We start from the raw sequence: 24,398 nt of genomic DNA, 5'->3' as shown, positions 1-24,398 counted from the left end.
GCCGACATGTAGCCATTGCACGCGAAACCGGCAAGGGCCGCCTGCCACGGTGCGCCGGTACGGCTGCCAGGCCACTGGATTTCGGCAAACCTCCGCCTTGACAGGAAACCGCGGCGCCCGATAAATGCGCCCATCCGCTGGACGGGGCTGTAGCTCAGCTGGGAGAGCGCGTCGTTCGCAATGACGAGGTCAGGAGTTCGATCCTCCTCAGCTCCACCAGCGGATTAATTCCTCGCTCTCCGCGCCATATGCAGTCCGCGACGCTCGTCCGGGCTGGCCTCCACGGCTGGCATTTGCCGTGCCGGCGCGCCTAAAAGGCCGCGCGCCGCGCCGCCTGTTTTCGCAATCTCCGGCAAGACTTTTGTCAATTGGACTTATGGCGGAAGCGCTCGTCGATTGTTTCCGTTTTTTTTGCAAACCGCCCCACTAAATTGACGTTACCAAATCAGTTTTTTCTGTGCGTTGTGGCCAAGGCGTTTCGGCGGGGGCGACCGGAGACGCTATATGGATTTCGAGTCGAAATGAAAAATCCGCCTGCGGAAGCAAAGACGTGTCAATTCGCGAGAATCTCGCTGCAAACCTTAGACGGCTGTGCAAGGACCATGCCTCCGTAAGCGCGGTATGCCGTGAGCTGCACATCAATCGCACCCAGTTCGAACGCTACCTGCAAGGGCAGACCGTTCCCAACAAGGCCACAGCCAAGCTGATATGCGACTACTTTCGCATCGACGAGGCGGAACTGTACCAGGATCCCGGCACACCCGAGCCAGTGATGCGCGGCCTGCCGCCGGTGTCCGAGAGCCTGTTCAACCAGATGATCCGCCCTCCCAGCCCTTCGATCGCGGGCGGCACCTATTTCACCTATTTCTCGATCCCGGGCCGCCTCGACCTCCTGGTGCGCTCGGTGACCTTCGTGCGGCGCGAAGCCGAACTGGTCACCTTTCGACGGGTCACCGGGTGGTCGGAGCGCCGGGGATCGACCTGGGCACGAGCGCGCGGCAATCACTATGGCGTGGCGATCTCGCGGCTGAACTGGATTTATTTCAGCGGCATCAATCGCCGCCAGACCGGAGAGCCGTCGCTGATCTCCGTGCAATGGGCTCCCATCTCCGAACCGGTGCTGATGGGCAAGGCCATGCTTCTGACGGAGGCCGGCCCGGCATTCGTGTCCGTCATCATGCGGCGCGACATTGCCAACATCCACGCAAGGGATGCCATCAGCATGGCGCATGTCATCAGTCTCGACGATCCGGGCGTCGACCAACTGGTTGTCAGCCTCACCCGGGACGGGTTGGGCTAATCCCTCGGATCGCCGTGTCTTACGCCAATTAAGAATAAGCGTACGCCGATAAAGCGTACGCCAACGATTGTCTACTCTGTATCTGAATAAAATCGATATTTTACACTTTGGTACCAAGAAAGATAATCAACGCATCCGCCTTCGACTCGTGGTTTTACTATAATTTTAACAAACCATTAACTCTTCCGACCTTACCTTTCTTCGCGCGGATCCCGTTCCGGGGGTCCTTCAACGGATCCCAGATTGGGGTCAGGAAAGGGATAAAAATGGCCAAGAAAGTGACCAATACTCCGAAGCTGACGATTGCCGCCGGCACGCAGACCGTCTTCTTTTCGCAGGGCATGCACTACAACAAGCGCTGAAGCCGTTCTGCGCCGACGAGCGGTTCGCTTGTCGGCGCCTCGGCTCCGCAGATGGCATCCAGCTTCATGAAAATGCGCTCTTCGAAAACGCTTGTTTTCTACCCTGGACCGAACAAGGTCACGGCATGCAACTTCCTGACCAGAAGCGTATTTGAATGCAGCCCTGATATGGTCGGCCTTCTCGCATCGTGGGACAAATGGGCATCGACGGCGGACATTGCCCGCGCCCATGGCTGGTCGAAGTCCGAGCTGAAAGCTGTCGTTCCCCGGTTGCTCGATTTTTCCGCCCTGGTCACCGCCGGATCGCCTCTCGCCGAGCAGGAGGAACAGTTTTCAGGACAATGGAGTTGGGGGCTTCCGACGGCGCTGATGCATTTCTGCGTCCAGGACAGCGAATACATGACCATCGAGCAAGCGGAAGAGCGGCAGATAGAACGCGCCGGCCATACGCCGCAGCCGGACCTCCTGCTCAAGAATTCCGCCGGCGCCATCCAGCTGCCGAATGCACTGGAAGACAACGAACTTCTTGGCTTGATGGCGCGGCGCCGCACCAACCGCACGGCGGCTCAGCCCACCATCACGGCCAAACAGCTTTCCGATTGCCTGTTCGCCGGGCTCGGCATCATCGGTGAGACCGCCAATTGCGTCGGCACCCTGCCGCTTGGCATGACCCCTTCCGGCGGCGCGCGAAATCCCTATGAGGCCTATGTGGTCGCGCTCGGCGTCGATGGCCTCGAACCGGGTGTCTATCACTATTCCGCCGCCGACCACGACCTTGGCAGGATTTCCGCGAACCATCTGCCGAAGATCTCCGAACTGGTCGGCGGACAGGAGTGGGCTGACGCCATGCCGTGCCTGATCCTGCTTTGCGCCAGGCTCGACCGCACGATGTGGAAATATGAGGACGCCAACGCCTATCGTGTCGTGCTGATCGAGGCCGGCCATATCGGCCAGAACATCATGCTGGCGGCGACCAATCATGGCCTGTCGGCGTGCCCGACAGCCGCGCTCAGTCATTCCGCGATCAAGCGGCTGCTTGGTCTCGACAGCCTCACCGACGCACCGATCTATGCCTTGACCCTCTCGACCCCGGAAAGAGATCCCTCCACCGCGGGCCAATCCATCAATTAGTCGACCAACAATGTGTATTCGGCCAGTAACGCGTTCCCAGGGTATAACCAGAGACAGGAGCAGCACGTGCCAAATCAATCCTTACGCCAGTCGGAAATCGATAGTCTTCAATATATTTCGTCGATGACCAATGAGCTCGTGCAAATGGCCGAAGCAAGCCGTTTTCCGATGATCTCCTATCTGCTGGGCATGGCCTATGCAGAGGCCTTCGACGTTCTTCGCGGCGCACGGCCAGCCAGGCACGCGCAGCTCAGCGGCAACCCGCTGCACCCCAAGGCGCAGGCAAAAGACAATCGCGCCGCCCAGCCACGGAGAGCCTAACGAGATGCAATCGTCAGCCGCATGCGCGGTGGCCGGCTCGACCTCGCGGCCAAACCGCTGGGAGACGCTGTGCGCATTGCAAAGCCTGCTGCCGCTGCTGAAGAAAGCCGCGACGGACCTGCGCCGCGCCGACATGGTCTACTGGTTCGAGCAGGCAGATGCCGAGGTCGCCAACATCATCAGGGGCCACCCCTCCGATGCAACCGCAATCCCGGCCCTGATTGCATCCTGCCCGCAGGACCGGCATCCGGTCGCGCTAGCTTGATGCATGTCGCCCGCCAAAACGCCACGCGCTTATTGGCGCCGCTGAAAATGCTCTGCTCACCAGTTTTTCAATTTCAGACCGGAACCTATTGCGCGTCTGGAATGCCAAGGGGGACCTGCACATGAACATGATAGCCAACATCAGAAGCGTCGATGCCAGGGAAAGCATTTTCAGCCGGCTCGACGTCTTGATCGTCAGGCGGCCGCCATCGCCTGACGCCGCGCGGATCGAGGCCCGCCAACTCGTCTCGATGGCGATTGCCGACAGCTGCCAGGCCGACAGTCTCTGGGGTACAGTGGACGCCTTCCACGCCCATTTCGACTTCATGATGCAGACCATCGAAATCAACGGCGCCGATGCCCCGGGCCTCGGGCTGTTGCGCACGAAATGCCGTTTCTATCTCGAACAGGTCGAGGCCCTGAGCCTGTCGCTGGCCTACTGACAGGCCGCTTCGACCAAATTCGGTCCTAGAGCGGTTCGCATTTAGGTTGACTTATAGCCAGCGCTTTCGATGTAGTTGTTGCATTCGTTTGGGCTGACCTGGTCGAGGGTGTGGGCGATGGCGTTGTGTACGGCCTCGATGCTTCGTTTGGCGGCACGTCGCATGCAGTGCTTGAGCTTGGCGAACAGTTTCTCGATTGGGTTGAGATCTGGACTGTAGGGCGGCAGGAAGAAGAGCCGCGCCCCAGCAGCTCTGACGATGTCGCGGACGGCTTGGCCCTTGTGGGAACCGAGATTGTCGAGAATGACGATGTCCCCCGGCTTCAGGGTTTTGATGAGTTCGGTTTCGACATAGGCACGGAAGGCTTGCGCATTGATGGGACCGTCAATGACCCACGGCGCCTCTACCCGGTCATGGCGAAGTGCTGCGATGAAGGTCATCGTCTTCCAATGGCCATGTGGCGTGTGGGCCATCAGCCGCTTGCCACGCACACCCCAGCCGCGCGATGGCGCCATGTTGGTCTTGACCCATGTCTCATCCAGGAAGACCAGGCGCGTAGGGTCAATGCGGGTCTGGTAGCGCATCCATTGCGCTCGCCGGCGCATCAGCTTTGGCTTGAGCTGCTCGGCCGGCAGAATGGTTTTTTTTAAAACTCTTGCCCTCGCGATGCAGGAAGCGCCCGACGCTCGCAGGGTGGATGGTAAGACCACGTTCAGCCAGTGCCGCCGTCAATTGATGAAGCGTCACGTTGGCATCTCGCTCAACCTCGCCCAGAACGAAAGCACGGTGCTCCCCATCGATCAGATAGGGCCGGTGACCGCCCATCTTGCCGGGTGCCGCACTGCCAAGGCGACGCTTGCGCGCCGCCCACTTGATTACGCTCGACACCGCCACCTTCAGCGCCGCAGCCACCTCGCGGCTCGTTTCACCCTCTTCAAGGCGGGCAAGCGCCCGCTCCCGAAGATCCATCGAATAAGGCTTCGCCATATTTTCCGACCTCCAACGGTCAGAACATCGAATCTGATTTGCTCAACCTTGGGAATCCCGATTCAGCCATAACGCGAACCGCTCTAGTTGCGCAGGCTGAACACGAACGGCGCTGTACGGCTCAGACGCGAACCGAGTTCCGGCGGCGGTGCCGGCACCGTGGCGCCTTGCAGCACGGCGAGCGCCGCACGGTCCAGATCCGCATCCCCGGAGGAACGAGAGAGCCTGGCAGACAGGACCCGGCCGGACGAGTCGACCGTGAAGGCGACATACGGCCTGCCTTCCACGCCTCGGGCCTTGGCAGAACTGGGATAGCGCGTGTGCCGCTTGATCCAGGCACCCAGACGGGAGTCCCATTTGCTGGAGTCGCCGGAGCGCGACGTCGATTCCGCTGCCTTCGGCGCGGCGGTCCTGGCCGCGGGCCGTGCGTCGGCGCTGGCGACGGTTGCCGTCTTCGGCGGAGCCGCCTTCTCCTTCTTAAGCCGCGGCTTGGGCTTCTCGACAGGTTTTTTCGCCTTGGCCTCGACCGGTTTCTTGTCTTTGACAATTTCGACCGGTTTCGGCTGCGGCAAGGGAATGACGACGTCTGGCGTGACAGCCTCGACAACATCCGGGATGACCTCATCCGGCGGCGGCTGATCGGCCTGTTCAGTCGTTTCGGTCCGGTTGGGTTCGGCCTCGTCGGGCGCGACCGCTTCCGGTGGCTCGACAACCGGCTTCGCCTTTTCGACCGGTTCTTCAGGTGTCGGCTCGGTCGTCGGTGTCGGTTCGGTCTGATCTGGCGTCACCGCGTCCAGCGCGGCGACCTGTTCTTGTACGGCCGGCATCACCACCATCGGCGCCATCTCGATCACCTGGGCCGGTGGCGGACCGCCGTCCGCTTCGGTGACTATGGTGAGATTCTGCACTGCATAGGCGACCGCGACATGGGCTCCGAGGACCAGCGCGGCAGCACCGGCCCACAAGCCAAGATCGCGCCAGCCGAAGCGCGACATCTGGACCGAGGGCACGGCGACCGCTTGCGTCATGGCGCCGCCGCACCGGTGGCCGTGGGCGCGGGAGCATTGGACGCGGGAGCCGTCTCCAGGCCGACCAGCGCGATCTTCAGATAGCCGGCGCCGCGCAACAGGTTCATCGCCTCCATCAGGTCGCCATAGGCGACCGCCTTGTCGGCGCGCAGGAAGATGCGCGTCTGCTTGTCACCCTTGGTCTTGGCGTCCAGCGTCGCGGCGAAAGCCGGGCGTGGCACGCCGTCATTGCCGATCGCCAGCGTCAGATCGTCCTTCAGCGTCAGGAACAGCGGTGTCTCGGGCCTCGGCGCGGGCGTTGCGGTCGAACCCGGCAGGTCGACATTGACATCCACCGTGGCCAGCGGTGCCGCGACCATGAAGATGATCAACAGCACCAGGATGACATCGATGAACGGGGTGACGTTGATCTCGTGGCTTTCCTCGAGATCGTCATCCATGGTCTGTCGGATTCTGCTTCCCATGGCGCTACTCCGCTGCCAGTGGCGCGGCCGGCGCGACGGTGCGGAAGTCGAGGTCGCGGCTGACCAGTCGTTCGACCCCTGCCGAGGCATCGGCGAGGATCTGCCGATAGCCGGCTATCGAGCGGGCGAAGACGTTGTAGATGACGACGGCCGGTATGGCCGCGACCAGGCCCATCGCGGTGGCCAGCAGCGCTTCGGCGATGCCCGGCGCGACCACGGCGAGATTGGTGGTCTGCGCCTGCGAGATGCCGATGAAGGCGTTCATGATGCCCCAGACCGTGCCGAACAGGCCGACGAAGGGCGCCGTCGAGCCGATCGTCGCCAGCACGCCGGTGCCGCGTGACATGCGCCGCGCCGCCGCCGCCTCGATGCGCGACAGGCGCGACGTAACCCGTTCCTTGAGGCCATCGCCTGAGACATGATCGAGGGCGCCGGCTGAGAGTGCGGTCTCCTCCTCGGCCGCCCGCACCAGCAGCGCGCCCGGGCCGCCGCTGCGGTCGAGGGTACTGCTGGCCTGCTTCAGCGTGGCGGCCTTGCCGATCGCCCGCACGGCGCGACGGATGCGCAGCTTGCCGCCGAAAAGCTCCAGCGACTTGGCCAGCCATATCGTCCAGGTGACGAGGGAGGCAAAGGCCAGCCCGATCATCACCGCCTTGACGACGATATCGGCCGCCATGAACATGCCCCATGGCGACAGGTCATGCGGCAAGGTCAATTCCATCGCCGTCGAAGGTCCGGCCTCGGCTGGCGCGGCTGTATTCGGCTGGGTGCCTGGCTGCGAAGGCGCCATCGTGGCCGGCGGAGCGACTGCCGGTGCGGCGGGCGCCGGCGCAATCGGCGCTGGGGCCGTGGGAGCAGCCGGGGTGGGGGCATCAATCGCCGGCGCGGCACCGGCGGGTTGCTCCTGGGCCATCGCGCTGCCGGCCGACAGGATGACGGATGCGACCAACGCCGCCAACAAACCACTTCTCGACAACAGCTTCTTCCTTGTTCTCACAGCGGCCAGCCGCCTTCTATTTCCCGCCGCCGCACCAGATCTCGTCACTGCACATAGCCGACGGGCTGGCCGGTGACGGGGTGCGCGAACACGCCCATCTCCACGCCGAAAATGCCTTTCAGAACATCGCTGCGCATGATCTCGCCGGGTGTGCCGCGCGTCAGCAGCTTGCCGTCCTTGAGCGCGATCAGTTCGTCGCAGTAGCGCGCCGCCATGTTGGGATCGTGCAGCACGACGACGACGCAGAGGTCGCGTTTGCGGCTGAGTTCCTTGACCAGCCCGAGCACCTCGACCTGATGGGCGATGTCGAGTGCCGAGATCGGCTCGTCGAGCAGCATGACGCCGGCGTTCTGCGCCACCAGCATGGCGAGCCAGGCGCGCTGGCGCTCGCCGCCCGACAATTCGTCCACCAGCCGGTCCGCGAACCCGTCCATGTCGGTCAGGGCCAGCGCCTCGTCGACATGCTGCCTGTCCTGCGCGCGGAAACGGCCAAGCGCGCCATGCCAGGGATAGCGCCCGAGCGTCGCCAGTTCGCGCACGGTCAGGCCGGTCGCCGCCGGCGTCGTCTGCGGCAGATAGGCAAGCGCGCGGGCAAACTCGCGGGCGCCCCATTGCGGCAGCGGACGCCTGGCGAAAGTGATGGCGCCTGAGCTTGCCGGCTGCTGGCGCGCCATGAGCTTGATCAGCGTCGACTTGCCCGAACCATTGTGGCCGATCAGCCCGTAGACCCGCGAGCGCTGCAGTTCGAGCGAGACCGGACCGAGCAGCGTCCGCTCGCCGACGGCAAAGCGCACCGCGTCGATATGGAAGGCAGTCTGGGCATCAATTCCAGCCATGCTCATGGCTTTTCTCCAGTGCGGCCGCCCGCATTTCCAGATTCCGGCTTTCGACGGCTCATGCCCGGTTGACTATGAAACATGACCTTACTAGTCAACATTGAAGATGACTGCAACGATCAACAAATCGTCGCGACCGGCAATATCGACATGAAATTTGGAAAAGGGGGCGCAGGATGATCTCGGGACGTCGACTGATTTGGCAGGACCGGATGGCGCGAAAGCGCCTGCTGATCGCAGCGGTGTCGGTGCCGGCCCTGCTTGGCTGCGGCCATGCCCTGGCCCAGGAGACGGTCACCACCACCCTGGACCCGATCAACGTCCAGGAACGTGTCGAAAGCGCCTTCGGGCCGGTCAAGGGCTACGTGGCCACCAAGGGCTCCACCGGCACCAAGACCGACACGCCGCTGATCGAGACGCCCCAGTCGATATCGGTGATCACCAAGGACCAGATGGAAGCACAGGCGATTGACAACCTCGGCGGCGTTCTGCGCTACACGCCCGGCGCCACCGGCGATCTCTACGGCACCGACAATCGCGGCCTCGGCCTGCAGTTGCGCGGCATTTCGAACGCCAACGGCGTCTTCTACAGGGACGGGCTGCAGCTCAAGGAGAGCAATTTCACCCTGTTCACCGCACTCGATTCCTATGGCGCGGAACGCTACGAGGTGCTGCGCGGACCAGCGTCGGTGCTCTACGGCCAGGCTAGCCCCGGCGGCATCATCAACTATGTCAGCAAGCGGCCGACCGAGGAAAACCTGCGCGAGATCGAACTCGGTGGCGGCAGCTTCAATCGCTATGAAGGCAAGTTCGATTTCAGCGGTGCCGTGAACGCCGACAACCCGCTGCTGTTTCGCCTCACCGGTGCCGCTCACATGGGCGACACGCAGACCGATTTCGTCAAGGACGATCGCATCTTCATCGCGCCGGCGATCACCTGGCAGCCCGATGCCGACACCAGCCTGACCATCCTCGCCAACTATCAGCGCAATCGCTCGGGATGGGCGATGCAGTACCTGCCTGCTTACGGCACGGTCGTACCGGGCAAGGACGGCAAGTACCTGCCGAACAGCATGTTCGTCGGCGAACCCGGCTTCGACTCCTACAACAACGACCAGGCCTCGATCGGCTACGAATTCGATCACCGTTTCAACGAAACCTGGCAGGTGCGACAGCATGCCCGCTACGTCCACCTCACTCACACCGAGGAGGGCGTCTTTGGTGGCGGACTGACGGACTCGAACGGCCTGGAACCTTCAAGCGGCGACTACTACCGTTACGCAGATGCCGGCGGCACCAAACTCAGCGGCGTCACCATCGACAACCAGGCACAAGCCGATTTCGACACCGGGCCGCTTGCCCACACGCTGCTCGTCGGCCTCGACTACAAACGCTACACTTACCGCGACTATGCCTCGGAAGGGACCGTCGAGGACGGTTTCAACATCTTCGATCCGGTTTACGGGTACCCGATCACCGATCTGACGCCCTACACCGATACCGACACCACCCAGCAGCAGGTCGGTCTCTATGCCCAGGACCAGGTCAAGTTCGGCAACTGGCGGCTGACCCTTGGCGGCCGCCAGGATTGGTCGGACGCCAAGGTCTACGACAATCTGGCCGGCGGCTACATTCCCGAGCAGAAGGACAACGCCTTCACCAGCCGCGCCGGCCTGGTCTATCTCGCAGACAACGGCCTGGCACCCTATGTCAGCTATTCCGAATCGTTCCAGCCGGTGGCCGGCGCCGATAGCGACGGCAATCTGTTCGTGCCCGAGACCGGCAGGCAGTACGAGATCGGGCTGAAGTACCAGCCGACCGGCTGGAATTCCTTCATTACGGCATCGGTTTTCGACCTGACCCGACAGAATGTCGTGCGTTCCGGTAATGAGGGCTCGCCCAACGATCTGTTCCAGACCGGTGAGATCCGTTCGCGCGGCGTGGAACTCGAGGCCGTTGCCAGCCTCGATTCCGGCTTCGACCTGAGAGCGGCCTACACCTACCTCGACACGAAGATCACCAGGGCGACCGCTGTCGAAGACGTCAACGGCGTCTGGGTCAGCAACGAGGGCAACACGCCCTTCGGCGTGCCGGCCCATTCCGCATCGCTTTGGGCCAATTACACCTTCATGAGCGGCAAGCTCGAAGGTCTCGGCCTGGGCGCCGGCGTCCGCTATGTCGGCTCGACCTATGGCGACGACGCCAACAGCTTCAAGGTTCCGTCGGTCGTGCTCGCCGACGCGGCGGTGCATTACGCCTGGCAGAACGCCACGCTCAGCCTCAATGCCAGCAATCTGTTCGACAAACGCTACGTCGCCTCCTGCTTCTCCTCGGGCTTCGGCTGCTTCTACGGCGAGGGCCGCAGGATCAACGGTTCGGTGAAATACACATGGTAGAAGCAATGTGGCGGGCCGGCCCAAAATGGCGGCGCTGACACGGCGCCAGTATCTTGCCGGCCTCGCCGCGACCGGTCTCGCTTTGCCGGGCGGCACGGCACGCGCGGCACCTGCCCGCGTCGTCTGCCTGGAATGGACATCGGCCGAAATGGTGGTCTCGCTCGGCGTGTCGCCGCTCGCCGTCGGCGACACCAGGGGTTATGGCGACTGGGTCCAGGGCCCGGCGCTGCCGCAGGCCACCATCGACCTGGGGTCGCGCAGCGAGCCCAATCTCGAACTGCTTCGGGAATTGCGGCCCGACCTGATCGTCGGCGCCTATGGCTATGGCTTGGACGAGAACAGCTTCACCAGATTGGCGCCGACCTTCAATGTGCCGTTCTACAGCGGCAAGGCTCCACCTTACGCGCAGGCGCAGCAGGTGACGCTGCAGCTTGGCAACATGCTTGGCCGTGGGACGGAAGCAGAAAACCTTGTCGGGCGCACCGAAGCCTCGATCGCCCAAGCGCGTGCCAGGCTGGAGCGGGCGGTGCAAAAACCGGTCTGCGTCGTCAGCATGTTCGACGATCGCCATGTCCGCGTCTACGGCGCCGGCAGCCTGCTGCAGGACGTCCTCGACCGGCTCGGCCTCGTCAACGCCTGGACCGGCGCCACCAATGAATGGGGTTTTTCGACGGTCGGCATCGAGGAACTGGTCGCCGTCGGCGAGGCGCAACTGATCTCGCTCGATCCGATCCCGCCGCACGTCAGGATCAGGATCGCCCGCAACTCGCTCTGGGCCAATCTGCCCTGCGTCCGGAACGGCCAGGTGCGGACCATTCCGCCGGTCTGGCCGTTCGGCGGTCTCACTGCCGCCGGGCGTTTCGCCGAATTCGTGGCAGCGGCATGATCGCTCAGGCAATGTCCCTGCCGCGACAGCGCGACGGCATCGGCGCGCTCATCCTGCTGGTTGCCGTGCCCGCGGGTCTGGCGCTGGTGCTGAGCGTCATCGATCTCATCCACCTTCTGCCGGCGCACCTGTGGTGGCAGGCGCTCACCGCCCCCGACACATCCGATCCAGTGCAGTTGCTGTATCGCTATGCTTTCCTGCCACGTGTCGCCGCCAGCGTGCTGGCCGGCGCGGCGCTCGGTCTCGCCGGTGTCGTCATGCAGCATGTGCTGCGCAACCCGCTGGCCGAGCCGACCACGATCGGCACCAATGCCGGAGCAAGCCTCGCTTTGGCGGCCGCCACCCTCTACGCACCATGGCTGCTGGAAGGCGGCCGTGAAGGGGTGGCGCTGGCTGGCGGCGCTCTCGCCACATCAGCCGTTTTCGCACTGGCGCGCGGGCGCAGCTTTTCGCCAGTGTCGATCATCATCGCCGGCCTCGTCGTCAGCCTCACTTTCGGTTCGGCCGGCGCGCTGCTGATGGCGCTCAACCGCGAATACACCGAGGAGCTGTTCATCTGGCAGAGCGGCTCGCTGGTGCAGAATGGCGATGCGGCCGTCGTTGCTCTGGCGCCGTGGCTGCTGGCCGGCATCTGCGCCGCGTTCCTGCTCTGGCGACCGCTACGCCTGCTCGATCTCAGCGACGACGGTGCGGCATCGCTCGGCACCCGCCCGGCCGTCATCCGCCTTGCCGGCATGGCTGTCGCCGTCTCGCTTGGCGCGTTGGTCGTCGCCGAGGTCGGCGTCATCGGGTTCGTGGCGCTCGCTGCCCCGGCGCTGGCGCGGCTGGCCGGAGCGCGCACGCTTGGCCGCCGCCTGGTCTGGTCGCCGCTGGTCGGCGGCGCCCTGCTCTGGCTCACCGACCGTCTGGTGCAGCATCTGCCGTTCGCCGGCGAAATCCCCGCCGGCACCGCGACCGCTTTGCTCGGCGCGCCGCTGCTGCTGTTCCTGTTGCCGCGAATGCGAACCACCCCCGAAAGGCAGGCCGATATGATGTCGTCCGTACGCCTGCCGACAAACGGCCTGCCGTTGATCGCCGGCCTGCTGGCGCTCATCCTCGCGGTTGTCGTCGCAATGGGCTTTGGCCGTGGCGCAGGCGGTTGGCACTGGATCGCATCCGAGGATTTGACCGAGCTGCTTGCCCTGCGCGCGCCTCGCGTCGTCGTCGCCCTGTCGGCGGGCGTCCTGCTCGCGGTCGCCGGCACGCTGATGCAGCGCATGACCGGCAACCCGATGGCAGCACCCGAAGTGCTCGGCATTTCCGGCGGCGCCTCTTTCGGCGTGCTGGCGCTGCTGTTGCTCAGCGACGGCTTCGACCGCGCGGCAATGCTCGGCGCCGCACTCGCGGGCGCCTTGCTGGCGCTGACGATCGTCGTGCTGGTCGGGCGGCGCAATGCACTGTCGCCGGCGCGGCTGCTGCTTGCCGGCGTCGCCGTGGCGACGGTCGCGTCGGCCTTCGCCGCGCTGCTTCTGGCCAGCGGCGATCCGCGCACGGGCTTCCTGCTCGCCTGGCTATCGGGATCGACCTATCGCGCAACGCCCAATGATGCCTTCACTGCCGCTGCGGTCGCGGTCGCCGTCCTCGCGCTGGCGCCGCTGACGGCGCGCTGGCTCGATATAGGGCCGCTCGGCGAAACTGCCGCGCGTGGCCTTGGCCTGCGGCTTGGACGGGTTCGCGCCATTCTGCTGGCACTTACCGCGCTGGCCACCGCAACCGCGACATTGGTCATCGGCCCGCTGAGCTTCGTCGGCCTGATGGCGCCGCATCTCGCGCGCATGCTCGGCTTCCGCCGTGCCGTGCCGCAGCTTCTGGCCTCGGCCATGACAGGCGGGCTGATCCTCGTTGCCGCCGACTGGGCAGGCCGGACGCTGATCTTTCCCTGGCAGGTGCCGGCCGGGCTCATCGCCGCCTTCGTCGGCGGCCCCTATTTCATGGCGCTGATGTGGAAAGGCAGGCAATGAAGTCGGCCCTGGCATATTGCCGACCCTGCCCTGCCGATTGTAAGCAGCGCCCATCGATGGCGGCCGGTGCCCTCGCCGCGTCCATCAAGACAGCTTGCGGTTCACCTCGATGATCAGACGTTTCCTGTCCTATTACGCGCCCTGGAAGGGGCTGTTCGCGCTCGACTTCTCCTGCGCGGTGCTGGCCGGCCTGCTCGAACTCGGCTTTCCCATGGCGGTCCGCACCTTCGTCGACCAGCTCCTGCCACGGCAGGACTGGACGCTGATCATCATCGCCTCGGCCGGGCTGCTGGTAATCTATCTGCTCAACACGGTGCTGATGGCGGTCGTCACCTATTGGGGCCACATGCTTGGCATCAACATCGAGACCGAGATGCGGCGCAAGAGCTTCGATCATCTGCAGAAACTGTCGTTCCGCTTCTACGACAACCACAAGACCGGCCATCTCGTCGGTCGCGTCACCAAGGATCTCGAGGAGATCGGCGAGATCGCGCATCATGGCCCCGAGGACCTGTTCATCGCCATCATGACGTTCGCCGGCGCCTTCGTGCTGATGTTCACGGTCAACATGCATCTGGCGCTGATCACGGCGGTGATCGTGCCTCTGATCGCCTGGGTGACGATGCGCTACGGCGACCGCATGGAGCGCAACTGGCAGGCGCTCTACCGGCGTGTCGGCGATTTCAACGTCCGCATCGAGGAGAATGTCGGCGGCATGCGCGTCGTCCAGGCCTTCGCCAACGAGGAGCATGAGCGCACGCTGTTCGCGCATGACAACCAGCGCTACCGCCAGACCAAGCTCGACGCCTACCGCATCATGTCGGCCAGCAATTCGCTGAACTACATGGGCATAAGGCTGATCCAGCTCGTGGTCATGATTGCCGGCAGCTACCTCGTCATCACGGGAGGCCTGAGCAATGGCGGCTTCGTCGGCTTCCTGCTTTTGGTCGGCGTCTTCGTGCGGCCGATCGAGAAGATCAATTCGGTGATCGAGACCTATCCAAAAGGCATTGCCGGCTTCCGCCGCTACACAGAGTTGCTCGACACCGAACCCGACATCGCCGACCGGGCCGGTGCCGTTACCGCCAGCGGCCTCAAGGGCGACATCAAATATCGCGGTGTGAGCTTCGGCTATGGCGACGGCAAGCCGGTGCTCAGGGATATCGATCTCACCATCCGCGCCGGCGAAACCATCGCCTTCGTCGGGCCGTCGGGTGCCGGCAAGACCACCATATGCTCGCTGCTGCCGCGGTTCTACGAAGTCAGCGCCGGGCGGATCAGCATCGACGGCATCGATATCAGGGACATGACGCTCGCTTCGCTGCGCGGCCAGATCGGCATCGTCCAGCAGGATGTCTTCCTGTTCGGCGGCTCAATCCGCGAAAACATCGCCTATGGCCGTCTAGGCGCCTCCGACGACGCCATCGCCGATGCCGCGCGGCGGGCGCAGCTCGACGGCATGATATCAGGCCTGCCGGCCGGTTATGACACGATCATCGGCGAGCGCGGCGTAAAACTGTCCGGCGGCCAGAAGCAGCGGCTGGCGATCGCCCGCATGTTCTTGAAGAACCCGCCGATCCTGATCCTCGACGAGGCGACGTCGGCGCTCGACACCGAGACCGAGCGCGAAATCCAGAAATCGCTGGCCGAACTTGCCGAAGGCCGAACCACGCTGGTCATCGCACACCGGCTGGCAACGATCCGCGGCGCCGACCGCATCGTCGTCGTCTCGGAGTCGGGCGTCGTCGAGCAGGGGTCGCACAGCGAACTGATCCGTGCCGGCGGAATCTATCGACGCCTGCACGACGCCCAGCATCTGGTGTCATCGCGTTGATCCACTATGGTAGCGGCCAAAGCAGGGAGCGCCCGGATGATCAAGGCAACGCCCTTCGACTTTCCCTTTGACGGCAGGCTGGTGGCCGAAAACACCGCTCTGATCGTCATCGACCTGCAGCAGGATTTCCTGTCGACGACGGGCTACTTCGCCAGGCAGGGCTATGACCCGTCGCCTCTGAGGGCGATCCTGCCGACGGTGAGCCGGCTGATCGCGGCCGCGCGCAAGGCCGGCGTCAGGGTCATCCATACCAGGCAGGGCTATAGGGCCGACATGGCCGATATGACGCCTTACGAAAAATGGCGCCGCAAGCGCTCCGGTCTCGACGGCACCGATATCCTGCTGCGCTCGGGCACGGGGTTCCAGATCGTTCCGGAGATCGACGTGGCACCGCACGACATCATCGTCGACAAGACCTGCAACAGCGCCTTCATTTATACGGATTTCGAGCTTGTGCTCCGCGCGCAAGGCATCACGCATCTCATGTTTTCCGGATGCACGACGGATGTCTGCGTCCACACCACGCTGCGCGAAGCCTGCGACCGCAACTTTCAATGCCTGACGATTTCCGACGCCTGCGCCAGCGGCGACAAACAAGCCCACGAGGCCGCGCTTCATATGGTGACGGTCGAAGATGGCGTCTTCGGCGCGCTGGCGGATTCGGGCGCTGTCATTGAAGGCCTGTCGCGGCTTGGCGACAGGCCAGAGGCAACAAAAGGCTGAAGGACTTCAGCCCGTTGCGCGCGTCTCCAATCCTGCACGAGACGCATATGCCCCAGGCTGGAATGCCTCGTGTTCGCGACGCGCCAGCGAATTGCGCAGCAGGGCGATCGTTTCCCGGCCGAGCGTTGCGATCTCGCGTGGCGTGTCGACACCGACAATCATGAATTCATCGATCCCGAGGGCTGCATAGGCAAGCAGCGACAGGGCGGCCTGGGCTGGCGGCCCGGCAACATCGACCGCCTTGTGACCGGAGGCGGAAGCACCTTGGTGAATCCCGACCGGAAGCGCGAAGCGCAGCTTGCCGGCCCGGCCATGTTCGGCGGCGGAGCGGCGCACCCGCTCCATCAATTGCCGGATCTCGTCGATCGAGCCCGGCGCCAGTTCAAAGACATCGGCATGTCGGCCGGCCACCTTGAGCGCCGTTCCGGACTGCCCGCCCATGCGGATGACCAGGTCGGCGCCGTGCGGTCCCTTGCGCGGCACGTAGCCGCCCTTGATGCTGTAGAACGTTCCTTCGTGGTCGAAGGGCCGGTCGTTCGACCACAGCCGCTTCAGCAGCACCAGATATTCGTCTATTCGCTGCCAGATGACGGTGTGCCCGACCGGCCGTGTTTCGGCGTCGGCATCGCTCAGCGGCTCGCTGATCATTCTCAGCGCCAGGCGTCCGCCGCTTTGCCTGTCGATCGACGCCAGTTGGCGGGCCGCCACGGTCGGTTCGACCACGCCCGCCCAATGGGTGAGCACGACTTCCAGCGACGAGGTGCGATCGAGCACCTGGGCCGCAAGATCCATGTTGGTCAGCAGTCCGGCCGAATCGTCGACGACGATCTTGCGGAAGCCGCCGTCCTCGATCAGCCCGAGCTTGGTCGCGGTCTCGGCAAAGTCGTAGAAAAAGGGAACCGCGGCATCGGCGGTCTTGCCGGGAATATGCGTGAACTCGATCGGCATTGCCATGTCCTCCGTGGTGTCGGGCGCGCGAAAGCACGCCGAGGATTCGGTTCATTCAACTCCAATTGCCTGTAAGTGGTGGGGCAGCTAACCCCGGTCGATCTGACGACTCAGGGAATAAGACCCAGAACAACGGCCCCGGTGAACACGAACGCAAGGGCAAAGACGAGATAGGCGAAAGCCCCGGCATAGGCCGGGCGGAAGGTCTGGGCATTGGCCGCCCGCTGGCCACTGCGATCCGCCTGGGCGTTCTGGATATAGGACATATCGACCTCCGTCTCGCCGGTTAATCTATAAAACTTGTAGACTTTGTCGATTGCTATTTTTCGGTCAAATCTAGAATAATTTTCTCTTATGTGATGGGAGGTTGGTAGTCACTTGCTTACAAGGCGCACTCGGGCGGCCGATCCGTATGGCGCGTCCGTTTTCGGGTCTGCGTCCGAATGGACCTATGGCCTTGCCCTCGCTGCACTCAATTCGTGGATTGGCCGCCCGGCGCCGGCGCGGTAGCATCGCCCAACCAGCAACGCGAAATCGTCACATAGGGGCAGAAAAAATGGGCACAAGACTGGCCGGCAAGGTCGCCATCATTTCGGGCGGCGCGACGGGAATGGGTGGAGCAACCTCGGAGCTGTTCGCCGCCGAAGGCGCCAAGGTGGCGATCATCGACCGCAACGGCGAGGCGGCCGCCGCAACCGCAGCGACAATCAGGGCACGCGGCCATGTCGCCGAGCATTTTGTCGCCGACGTCTCCGACGAGGCACAGGTCGAAGCCGCCGTGAAGGGTGCTATCGAAAAACTCGGGCCCATCACCGTGCTGTTCAACCACGCCGGCACCATCGTGATAAAGCCCTTCCTGGAGACCACGGTGCAGGAATGGGATTGGCTGCATGCCGTCAATGTGCGCTCGATGTTCCTGATGACGCGCGCCGTTTTGCCCGGCATGATTGCGGCGGGCGGCGGCTCGATCGTCTGCACCTCGTCGATCTCGGCGGTGGCGGCTACTCCCAACGAAGTGCTCTATGACACCACCAAGGGCGCCTGCCACATGTTCGCCCGCGCCATCGCCGTCGAGTTCCGCGACCGCAACATCCGCTGCAACGCCGTCTGCCCGGGCTTCATCCGCACGCCGCACGGCCTGCGCGAGGTTGCCGACCTCGGCAGGCTCGGCATCGATGTCTCGGACGCAGCGCTGGCCGCGCAGCAGGGCCGCATCGGCGAGCCGGAAGAGGTGGCGAGGGCGGCGCTTTACCTCGCCAGCGACGAGTCGAGCTTCGTCAACGGCACGCATCTGTTCGTCGACAACGGTTTTACCGCGATGTGAACAGCTACGCCGACAGCCGCCCGGCTGTCAGCGCTCTTCCCGTCTAAATGGCTTGAGCAGCGCCGACGGCGCCACCGCGTTGCGCGACATCACAGCCATGGCGACGATGGTGAAGATGAACGGCAGCATCAGGAACGCCTCGTAGGGGATGTGTCCGAGCCCGCTCGCCTGCATGCGCAGCTGCAAGGCATCGACGAAGGCGAACAGAAGTGCCGCACCCGCCGAGCGCCATGGATCCCAGCGGCCGAAGACGACCAGCGCGATCGCCACCCAGCCGCGCCCCGACACCACGCCGAAGGTGAAGGCGTTGAACTGCGCCATCGACAGGAAGGCGCCGGCCAGCCCCATCAGCGCGCCGCCGAGGACAACCGCCTGGAAGCGTGTGGCGATGACACTGACACCGGCCGAATCCGCGGCGCGCGGATTTTCACCGACCATGCGCACCGACAGGCCCCATGGCGTGCGGTAGAGTATGAAAGCGGCCAAGGGAATGGCCAGGATCGCCATGTAGACCAGCGCGAACTGGTTGAACACCGCCGGCCCGAGCACCGGAATGTCGGACAGGATCGGGATCGGCAGCGTCTGAAAACCATTGATGTTGGGCGGCACAGACTGCTGGCCGAAGATCAGCCGGTAGAGGAAATAGGCAAGGCCCGACGAGAACAGCGTCACGCCGATGCCGCAGACATGCTGGCTGAGGCCGAGCACCACCGTGAACAACGCATGCAGCGCGCCCATCAGCATGCCGGTCAGCACCGCCGCCAGCACGCCGAGCCACAGGCTGCCGCTGAGGCTGGCAGCGGTGAAGCCTGTCATCGCGGACAAAAGCATGATGCCTTCGATGCCGAGATTGAGCACGCCTGCCCGTTCCGAGAACATTTCGCCCAGCGTTGCAAAAGCCAGCGGCGTGGCGATGCGGATGATCGCGGCCAGAAAGCCGACCTGGAAGATCTGTTCGAACACCGCGCTCATCGGGCAACCCCGACGCGGCGGATGCGATAAGCGGTGAACAGCAGCGCCACCAGCATGGCGAGCAGTGCGGTGCCCTGGATGACATCGCTGAGGAAGGCCGGCACGCCGGTCGCCCGCGACATCGCCTCGGCGCCGGTCATCACGGCGGCAAGGAAGATCGCCGCCGGCACGACGCCGAGCGGGTTGAGCCGCGCCAGCATGGCCACGACGATGCCGGAATAGCCGTAGCCCGGCGAGATGTCGCTCATCACCTGGAAATGCACGCCGCCGACCTCGCCGACGCCGGCCAGTCCGGCCAGCGCGCCGGACAGCAGCGCTGTCGAGATCAGCACGCGCTCGACATGGATGCCGCCATATCTGGCCGCTTCCGGGTTTTCGCCGGTGACCCTTATCCTGAAGCCGAGCGTGGTGCGCACGATCAGGAACCAGATCAGCGGTGCCGCCAGCAGCGCCACGATAACGCCGAGATGCAGCCTTGTACCTTCGATCAGCACAGGGAAATTGGCCGAATCCTCTATCGGCGGCGAGATCGGATAGCCGCTGAAGGAGTCCTTCCACGGTCCTTCGATCAGCGCCATCAGCGCGTAGTAGATGACCGAGTTGAGCAGCAGCGAACTGACGACATCGTCGACCTTGAATTTTACCCTGAGGGTCGCCGGCACCAGCGCGACCGCGGCCCCGGCCGCAGCGCCTGCGACCGCCATCAACACCATGGCGAGCGGTCCCGGCATCGGGATGGCGCCGACAAAGCAGCTGGCCACCGCGCCGGCCAGCAATTGACCCTCGGCGCCGATGTTCCAGAATTTTGCCCGGAAGGCGACCGCCACCGCCAGTCCGGTGAAGATCATCGGCGCGGCGCGCACCATCGTTTCGGTGATCGCATAGCTGTCGCCCAGCGAGGCCGTGAACATCACGCCATACGCATTGAGCACGCCGGCGCCGGCCAGCGCGATCAGGCCACTGCACAGGACAAGCGTCGCGCCGATAGCCAGCAGCGGCAAAGCGAGGTTGAACCAGGCCGGCGTAGAGGTGCGGACTTCCAGGCGAAACATCAGCTGTGCCCCTCCGCCCCGGTCATCATCAGGCCGAGCTGTGCGATCGTTGCATCGGCGCTGTCGAGCGTGCCGACAATGCGGCCCTCATACATCACCGCGATGCGATCGCAGAGCACCAGCAGCTCTTCCAGATCCTCGCCGATGACGATGATGCCGCAGCCCTTGGCCCGCATGTCGAGGAACTTTTCGTGGATGAAACGCGCCGCGCCGATATCGAGCCCGCGCGTCGGTTGCGAGACGATCAGAACCTTCGGGTCGAAAGCGAGTTCGCGCGCCAGAAGGGCCTTCTGCAGATTGCCGCCGGACAGCGCTCCCGCGCGGGTCATCGGCCCAGGGCACCTGATATCATAGGCCTTGATCTGCTCTTCCGCGAAGGCGCGGATCGCATCCGGCTTGAGCAGGCCTCTGCTGCTGAACGCGGCGGTGCCGATGCGCGGCAACACCATCGAATCCGCGAGCGGCAGGTTGGTAACCAGCCCCGTCGTCATACGGTCTTCCGGGATACGGCCGAGACCGAGCGCCTGCACCTCGCGGAGCGAAAAGCGTGAGACTTTCTGGCCGGCGATCGTCATCCGGCCGGCGTCAGGTACGCGCACGCCGGAGATGACCTCCGCCAGCGCGCGCTGGCCATTGCCCGACACGCCGGCAATGCCGAGGATTTCGCCTGCACGCACGGCAAGCGACACGTCGCGCAGCGCCGTACCCGAATGACGCGAGGTGGAAATGCCATTGAGGGTGAGCACAGCGGCACCCGGCGTCGATGGTCCCCGCGCCGGCGGCACGATCTCATGGCCGCACATCAGTTGCGCCATTGCGGACGATGCCGTGTTGGCGGGATCGTCGACGCGGCCGGCGACGCGCCCATGCCGCAGCACGGTGCAGCGATGCGTCAGTGCCCGCACCTCGTTGAGCTTGTGCGAGATGAAGATGATGCCGAGCCCTTGCGCCGCCATCGACCGCAACGCCGAAAACAGCCCGTCGACCTCGCTCGGCGCCAGCACCGCCGTCGGCTCGTCGAGGATCAAGAGCCTGGCGCCGCGAAACAGTGCCTTGACGATTTCGAGCCGCTGCTGCTCGCCGACCGACAGCGCCGAGACCGGAAGATCGGGATCAAGCGTCAGCCCATGCTGGCGGCCGATCTCGGCCAGCCGCGCCAGCCCGCCGGCGCGGTCGATCCGCCCTGTCTTGCCGGGAATGCCTATCAGCAGGTTCTCCAGCACCGTCAGCCTTGGCGCCAGATGAAAATGCTGGTGCACCATGCCGATGCCGGCGGCTAGCGCATCGGCGGAACTTGTGATCCGCACCGGCCTGCCCTGGATGAGAATCTCGCCGGCGTCGGGCGCATAGGCGCCGAACAGCACATTCATCAGCGTCGTCTTGCCGGCGCCGTTCTCGCCCAGCAACCCGAGGATTTCGCCGGGCGCGACGCTGAGATCAACGGCCTCGTTCGCCTTGACGGCGCCGAAGCTCTTGGTGATGCCGCGCATTTCGATGAGGGGGGCGGACAAGGGGGCTCCTGAACGGACGGGCTTTGCGATTCAACTTTGATTGAGAGGAATGCGCTGCACCCCCCTCTGGCCTGCCGGCAATCTCCCCCTCAAGGGGGAGATTGGATGTCATATCGGCTTTCGCCAATTTTCTTGAAAGAACAGCGCGTCGCCGAAACTGCTAATCTCCCTCCTTGAGGGGGAGATGTCCGGCAGGACAGAGGGGGGCGCCTAGCGCCAGCCCCTCAAACCAGAACTCAATCCGAAACCGGCGTGTTCTCGTCCACGTCGACGCGGAAATTGCCTTCGAGGATCTCGGCTTTCTTCTTTTCGACCAGCTCCTTCACATCAGCCGGCAGCGTCTTGTCGAACTTGTGGTAAGGCGCCAGATGCGAGCCGCCCTTGGCCATGCGCGAGAAGTCGCCATAGTCCTGCGCGGTGAAGACGCCGGCCTTGACCAGCTTGATCGCCTGTTCGACCGTCGGATACATGTCCCAGACCGGGCCGGTGATGACCGTATCCGGGCCGAGGCTCGACTGGTCGGACATGTTGGAGATGGCAAGGATCTTCTTGTCGACCGCCGCTTCGATGACACCGAAGCGCTCGGCATAGATGACGTCGACGCCGGCGTCGATCTGCGCGACCGCCGCTTCCTTGGCCTTGGGCGGATCGAAGAACGAGCCGATGAAGGCGACCTTCTTCTTGATGTTCGGGTTGACCTCCTTGGCGCCGGCGAAGAAGGCGTTGACCAGCCGGTTCACTTCCGGAATGCCCATCGCCGCGACGGCGCCGATCGTGCCCGACTTCGACATCTTGCCGGCGATCATACCGGAGAGATAGGCGGGCTCGTGGATCCAGTTGTCGAAAACGCCGAAATTCGGTTCCGCCGGCCCGGCACCCGAGCCGAACAGCCAGGCGGTCTTCGGGAACTGCTTGGCGGTGCGGCGCGATTCACGTTCGGCGGCGAAAGCATCACCCAGCACCAGCTGGTAGCCGCCTTGCGCGTATTCGCGCATGACGCGGCTGAAATCGGCGGTTTGCACCTTCTCCGACCATTTGTATTCGATGCCGAGTTCCTTCTCGGCCTTCTGCAGGGCGACATGGATCTGGTTGTCCCATGGCTCCTCGATCGGCGTGGCGAAGATCGCCGCCACCTTCAGTTTCTTGTCCTTGCCGAAGGCAGCGCCCGGCAGCATTGCCGCAGCCAGGCCAAGCGCGCCCAACTCCAGCACATTGCGTCGCGAAAGCCCTTCGCGTGCGGATTGAAATCTGTTCTTTCGGTTTTCCATTGTATTCCCCTCTGTTCGACAGCCGTGTCGAGCCGGCTGTTCTAAAAATCAGACGAGGAACTATGGAACGGGTCCGGACTTTTGTCCACGTGGTCAAATTTGACCGCACACCGGATTCTCGAAGTTAGCCGGAGAGACTTGCCGATCAGACCCGTTCCAGCGCGATCGCGATGCCCTGGCCGACGCCGATGCACATGGTGGCAAGCGCATACCGGCCGCCGCGCTCGCGAAGCTCCAGCGCCGCCGTGCCGGATATGCGGGCGCCCGACATGCCCAGGGGATGGCCGAGCGCGATGGCGCCGCCATTCGGGTTGACGTGTTCGGCGTCCTCGGCAATGCCGAGCTGGCGCAGCACGGCGATGCCTTGCGAGGCAAAGGCTTCGTTGAGCTCGATGACGTCGAACTGTTTTGGCGTCAGGCCAAGCCGCGCGCAGAGTTTTTGCGTCGCCGGCACCGGGCCGATGCCCATGATGCGCGGCGCCACACCTGCGGCGGCTCCGCCGACGATGCGGGCGATCGGCGTCAGCCCATACTTTTTCACCGCCGCCTCGGAGGCAACGATCAGCACCGCCGCGCCGTCATTGACGCCGGAGGCGTTGCCGGCCGTCACCGTGCCGCCCTGCCGGAACGGCGTCGGCAGCTTGGCCAGCGCCTCGACCGTTGAGCCCGCGCGGGGGTGTTCATCCTTGCTGACAATGAGCGCATCGCCCTTGCGCTGCAGGATGGTCACTGGGGTGATCTCCTTCGCCAATCTTCCATTGGCTTGTGCGGCGACGGCCTTGTTCTGGCTGCGCACTGCGAAGGCGTCCTGGTCGGCCCGCGACACCGAAAAATCCTCGGCGACGTTCTCGCCGGTTTCCGGCATGGAATCGACGCCATACTGCTTCTTCATCAGCGGGTTGACGAAGCGCCAGCCGATGGTGGTGTCGTAAATCTCGGCATTGCGCGAGAACGCCGTGTCGGCCTTGGGCATGACGAAGGGTGCCCGGCTCATCGATTCGACGCCGCCCGCGATCATCAGCTCCGCCTCGCCGGCCTTGATGGCTCGGGCGGCAATGGTCAGCGCATCCATGCCGGAGCCGCACAGGCGATTGACGGTCGAGCCCGGGACCTCCTTTGGCAGCCCTGCCAGCAGCAGCGCCATGCGCGCTACGTTGCGATTGTCCTCGCCGGCCTGGTTGGCGCAGCCATAGACGACATCGTCGATCGCCTGCCAGTCGATGCCGGCATTGCGCTCAACCAGTGCCCTCAGCGGGATGGCGCCTAGATCGTCCGATCGTACCGAAGACAGCGAACCGCCGAAGCGGCCGATCGGCGTGCGGATGTAGTCGCAGATGTAGGCCTCGGCCAT

23 protein-coding genes and 1 tRNA gene are annotated in these 24,398 nt (G+C 64.2%); 12 read left to right on the top strand and 12 right to left on the bottom strand.

The genetic code is table 11. The features are described from left to right. The first annotated feature begins 143 nt into the window (after positions 1-143). From A9K65_RS05780 to A9K65_RS05750, 6 genes are all read left to right on the top strand, one after another. Positions 144-219 (top strand) — tRNA-Ala (locus A9K65_RS05780). A gap of 331 nt (positions 220-550) precedes the next feature. Beyond that, entirely contained in the window at positions 551-1,300 is a 750-nt protein-coding gene (locus tag A9K65_RS05775) for a helix-turn-helix transcriptional regulator (protein WP_013528976.1), read from the top strand. Positions 1,301-1,830: 530 nt separating this feature from the next. Beyond that, entirely contained in the window at positions 1,831-2,793 is a 963-nt protein-coding gene (locus A9K65_RS05765; RefSeq protein ID WP_245267615.1) for a SagB/ThcOx family dehydrogenase, read from the top strand. 144 nt (positions 2,794-2,937) lie between these two features. Further along, entirely contained in the window at positions 2,938-3,114 is a 177-nt protein-coding gene (locus A9K65_RS05760) for a hypothetical protein (protein WP_224700463.1), read from the top strand. 4 nt (positions 3,115-3,118) lie between these two features. Next, complete coding sequence (locus tag A9K65_RS05755) at positions 3,119-3,379, top strand: hypothetical protein (RefSeq protein WP_027163011.1); 261 nt, start codon at positions 3,119-3,121, stop codon at positions 3,377-3,379. A 121-nt stretch (positions 3,380-3,500) separates the two neighbouring features. Further along, the gene (locus A9K65_RS05750; RefSeq protein ID WP_027163012.1) at positions 3,501-3,821 is read left to right on the top strand and encodes a hypothetical protein; all 321 of its coding nucleotides are present in this window, start codon (positions 3,501-3,503) and stop codon (positions 3,819-3,821) included. A gap of 41 nt (positions 3,822-3,862) precedes the next feature. On the opposite strand, the gene A9K65_RS05745 is transcribed toward A9K65_RS05750, so the two are convergent. The 5 genes from A9K65_RS05745 to A9K65_RS05725 form a co-directional block, all read right to left on the bottom strand. Then, positions 3,863-4,808 (bottom strand): IS630 family transposase gene (locus A9K65_RS05745; protein ID WP_198327564.1). Its coding sequence is split into 2 segments (ribosomal slippage): positions 3,863-4,468 and positions 4,470-4,808, totalling 945 coding nucleotides; the frame shifts between segments, so codons are not numbered across the junction. 83 nt (positions 4,809-4,891) lie between these two features. Beyond that, entirely contained in the window at positions 4,892-5,836 is a 945-nt protein-coding gene (locus tag A9K65_RS05740; RefSeq protein ID WP_086081291.1) for an energy transducer TonB, read from the bottom strand. Then, a complete protein-coding gene (exbD, locus tag A9K65_RS05735) occupies positions 5,833-6,300 on the bottom strand; it encodes a TonB system transport protein ExbD (protein ID WP_013528969.1) in 468 nt (155 codons plus the stop codon). The genes A9K65_RS05740 and exbD overlap by 4 nt, the downstream gene beginning before the upstream one ends. Positions 6,301-6,304: 4 nt before the next feature. Continuing rightward, entirely contained in the window at positions 6,305-7,276 is a 972-nt protein-coding gene (gene exbB, locus A9K65_RS05730) for a tonB-system energizer ExbB (RefSeq protein WP_063173314.1), read from the bottom strand. 65 nt (positions 7,277-7,341) lie between these two features. Next, the gene (locus tag A9K65_RS05725) at positions 7,342-8,133 is read right to left on the bottom strand and encodes an ATP-binding cassette domain-containing protein (protein ID WP_063170397.1); all 792 of its coding nucleotides are present in this window, start codon (positions 8,131-8,133) and stop codon (positions 7,342-7,344) included. Positions 8,134-8,345: 212 nt separating this feature from the next. Between A9K65_RS05725 and A9K65_RS05720 the strand changes: the two genes are divergently transcribed. From A9K65_RS05720 to A9K65_RS05700, 5 genes are all read left to right on the top strand, one after another. After that, positions 8,346-10,529 carry a TonB-dependent siderophore receptor gene (locus tag A9K65_RS05720; RefSeq protein ID WP_245321988.1) on the top strand — a complete coding sequence of 728 codons (2,184 nt, stop codon included), beginning with the start codon at positions 8,346-8,348 and terminating at the stop codon, positions 10,527-10,529. A gap of 25 nt (positions 10,530-10,554) precedes the next feature. After that, positions 10,555-11,415, top strand: coding sequence for an ABC transporter substrate-binding protein (locus tag A9K65_RS05715; RefSeq protein WP_064992579.1), 861 nt, complete (start codon positions 10,555-10,557; stop codon positions 11,413-11,415). Next, positions 11,412-13,415, top strand: coding sequence for a Fe(3+)-hydroxamate ABC transporter permease FhuB (fhuB, locus tag A9K65_RS05710; RefSeq protein ID WP_064992580.1), 2,004 nt, complete (start codon positions 11,412-11,414; stop codon positions 13,413-13,415). Before A9K65_RS05715 ends, fhuB begins: the two co-directional genes overlap by 4 nt. Before the next feature lie 109 nt (positions 13,416-13,524). After that, on the top strand, positions 13,525-15,249 hold the full coding sequence (locus A9K65_RS05705) for an ABC transporter ATP-binding protein (protein ID WP_024504730.1): 1,725 nt from the start codon (positions 13,525-13,527) through the stop codon (positions 15,247-15,249). 36 nt (positions 15,250-15,285) lie between these two features. Beyond that, entirely contained in the window at positions 15,286-15,972 is a 687-nt protein-coding gene (locus A9K65_RS05700) for an isochorismatase family cysteine hydrolase (RefSeq protein ID WP_013528962.1), read from the top strand. A gap of 6 nt (positions 15,973-15,978) precedes the next feature. On the opposite strand, the gene A9K65_RS05695 is transcribed toward A9K65_RS05700, so the two are convergent. Both A9K65_RS05695 and A9K65_RS05690 read right to left on the bottom strand, forming a co-directional pair. Then, on the bottom strand, positions 15,979-16,920 hold the full coding sequence (locus A9K65_RS05695) for an LLM class flavin-dependent oxidoreductase (protein WP_013528961.1): 942 nt from the start codon (positions 16,918-16,920) through the stop codon (positions 15,979-15,981). Positions 16,921-17,030: 110 nt separating this feature from the next. Beyond that, the gene (locus tag A9K65_RS05690; RefSeq protein WP_084015479.1) at positions 17,031-17,186 is read right to left on the bottom strand and encodes a hypothetical protein; all 156 of its coding nucleotides are present in this window, start codon (positions 17,184-17,186) and stop codon (positions 17,031-17,033) included. 290 nt (positions 17,187-17,476) lie between these two features. Between A9K65_RS05690 and A9K65_RS05685 the strand changes: the two genes are divergently transcribed. Next, entirely contained in the window at positions 17,477-18,244 is a 768-nt protein-coding gene (locus A9K65_RS05685) for an SDR family oxidoreductase (RefSeq protein WP_064992581.1), read from the top strand. Positions 18,245-18,271: 27 nt separating this feature from the next. Here A9K65_RS05685 and A9K65_RS05680 read toward each other — a convergent pair whose 3' ends face one another. The 5 genes from A9K65_RS05680 to pcaF all read right to left on the bottom strand — a co-directional run bounded on the left by A9K65_RS05680 (position 18,272) and on the right by pcaF (position 24,398). Further along, entirely contained in the window at positions 18,272-19,216 is a 945-nt protein-coding gene (locus A9K65_RS05680) for an ABC transporter permease (RefSeq protein ID WP_013528958.1), read from the bottom strand. Next, positions 19,213-20,268, bottom strand: a complete 1,056-nt coding sequence (locus A9K65_RS05675) for an ABC transporter permease (RefSeq protein WP_024504732.1) — start codon at positions 20,266-20,268, stop codon at positions 19,213-19,215. Before A9K65_RS05675 ends, A9K65_RS05680 begins: the two co-directional genes overlap by 4 nt. After that, positions 20,268-21,779: an ABC transporter ATP-binding protein gene (locus tag A9K65_RS05670; RefSeq protein WP_084015481.1), complete on the bottom strand. Its 1,512-nt coding sequence runs from the start codon at positions 21,777-21,779 to the stop codon at positions 20,268-20,270. Before A9K65_RS05670 ends, A9K65_RS05675 begins: the two co-directional genes overlap by 1 nt. A gap of 236 nt (positions 21,780-22,015) precedes the next feature. Next, positions 22,016-23,047 (bottom strand): BMP family protein, encoded by a 1,032-nt coding sequence (locus tag A9K65_RS05665; protein WP_013528955.1) that lies wholly within the window; start codon positions 23,045-23,047, stop codon positions 22,016-22,018. Positions 23,048-23,192: 145 nt separating this feature from the next. Further along, positions 23,193-24,398 carry a 3-oxoadipyl-CoA thiolase gene (gene pcaF, locus A9K65_RS05660; protein ID WP_024504734.1) on the bottom strand — a complete coding sequence of 402 codons (1,206 nt, stop codon included), beginning with the start codon at positions 24,396-24,398 and terminating at the stop codon, positions 23,193-23,195.

Origin of the sequence: Mesorhizobium sp. WSM1497, assembly GCF_001672455.2 — a bacterium.
In the GTDB taxonomy this organism is placed as follows: domain Bacteria; phylum Pseudomonadota; class Alphaproteobacteria; order Rhizobiales; family Rhizobiaceae; genus Mesorhizobium; species Mesorhizobium ciceri.
This window is presented reverse-complemented; position numbering and strand designations above follow the sequence as displayed.

Excerpts from the sequence above, each read along its gene's own strand:
- A9K65_RS05765 (WP_245267615.1), top strand. The coding sequence starts at position 1,831 with ATGGTCGGCCTTCTCGCATCGTGGGACAAATGGGCATCGACGGCGGAC.
- A9K65_RS05760 (WP_224700463.1), top strand. The coding sequence starts at position 2,938 with ATGGCCGAAGCAAGCCGTTTTCCGATGATCTCCTATCTGCTGGGCATG.
- A9K65_RS05755 (WP_027163011.1), top strand. The coding sequence starts at position 3,119 with ATGCAATCGTCAGCCGCATGCGCGGTGGCCGGCTCGACCTCGCGGCCA.
- A9K65_RS05750 (WP_027163012.1), top strand. The coding sequence starts at position 3,501 with ATGAACATGATAGCCAACATCAGAAGCGTCGATGCCAGGGAAAGCATT.
- A9K65_RS05740 (WP_086081291.1), bottom strand. The coding sequence starts at position 5,836 with ATGACGCAAGCGGTCGCCGTGCCCTCGGTCCAGATGTCGCGCTTCGGC.
- exbD (WP_013528969.1), bottom strand. The coding sequence starts at position 6,300 with ATGGGAAGCAGAATCCGACAGACCATGGATGACGATCTCGAGGAAAGC.
- A9K65_RS05725 (WP_063170397.1), bottom strand. The coding sequence starts at position 8,133 with ATGGCTGGAATTGATGCCCAGACTGCCTTCCATATCGACGCGGTGCGC.
- A9K65_RS05720 (WP_245321988.1), top strand. The coding sequence starts at position 8,346 with ATGGCGCGAAAGCGCCTGCTGATCGCAGCGGTGTCGGTGCCGGCCCTG.
- A9K65_RS05715 (WP_064992579.1), top strand. The coding sequence starts at position 10,555 with ATGGCGGCGCTGACACGGCGCCAGTATCTTGCCGGCCTCGCCGCGACC.
- fhuB (WP_064992580.1), top strand. The coding sequence starts at position 11,412 with ATGATCGCTCAGGCAATGTCCCTGCCGCGACAGCGCGACGGCATCGGC.
- A9K65_RS05705 (WP_024504730.1), top strand. The coding sequence starts at position 13,525 with ATGATCAGACGTTTCCTGTCCTATTACGCGCCCTGGAAGGGGCTGTTC.
- A9K65_RS05700 (WP_013528962.1), top strand. The coding sequence starts at position 15,286 with ATGATCAAGGCAACGCCCTTCGACTTTCCCTTTGACGGCAGGCTGGTG.
- A9K65_RS05695 (WP_013528961.1), bottom strand. The coding sequence starts at position 16,920 with ATGCCGATCGAGTTCACGCATATTCCCGGCAAGACCGCCGATGCCGCG.
- A9K65_RS05690 (WP_084015479.1), bottom strand. The coding sequence starts at position 17,186 with ATGTCCTATATCCAGAACGCCCAGGCGGATCGCAGTGGCCAGCGGGCG.
- A9K65_RS05685 (WP_064992581.1), top strand. The coding sequence starts at position 17,477 with ATGGGCACAAGACTGGCCGGCAAGGTCGCCATCATTTCGGGCGGCGCG.
- A9K65_RS05680 (WP_013528958.1), bottom strand. The coding sequence starts at position 19,216 with ATGAGCGCGGTGTTCGAACAGATCTTCCAGGTCGGCTTTCTGGCCGCG.
- A9K65_RS05675 (WP_024504732.1), bottom strand. The coding sequence starts at position 20,268 with ATGTTTCGCCTGGAAGTCCGCACCTCTACGCCGGCCTGGTTCAACCTC.
- A9K65_RS05665 (WP_013528955.1), bottom strand. The coding sequence starts at position 23,047 with ATGGAAAACCGAAAGAACAGATTTCAATCCGCACGCGAAGGGCTTTCG.
- pcaF (WP_024504734.1), bottom strand. The coding sequence starts at position 24,398 with ATGGCCGAGGCCTACATCTGCGACTACATCCGCACGCCGATCGGCCGC.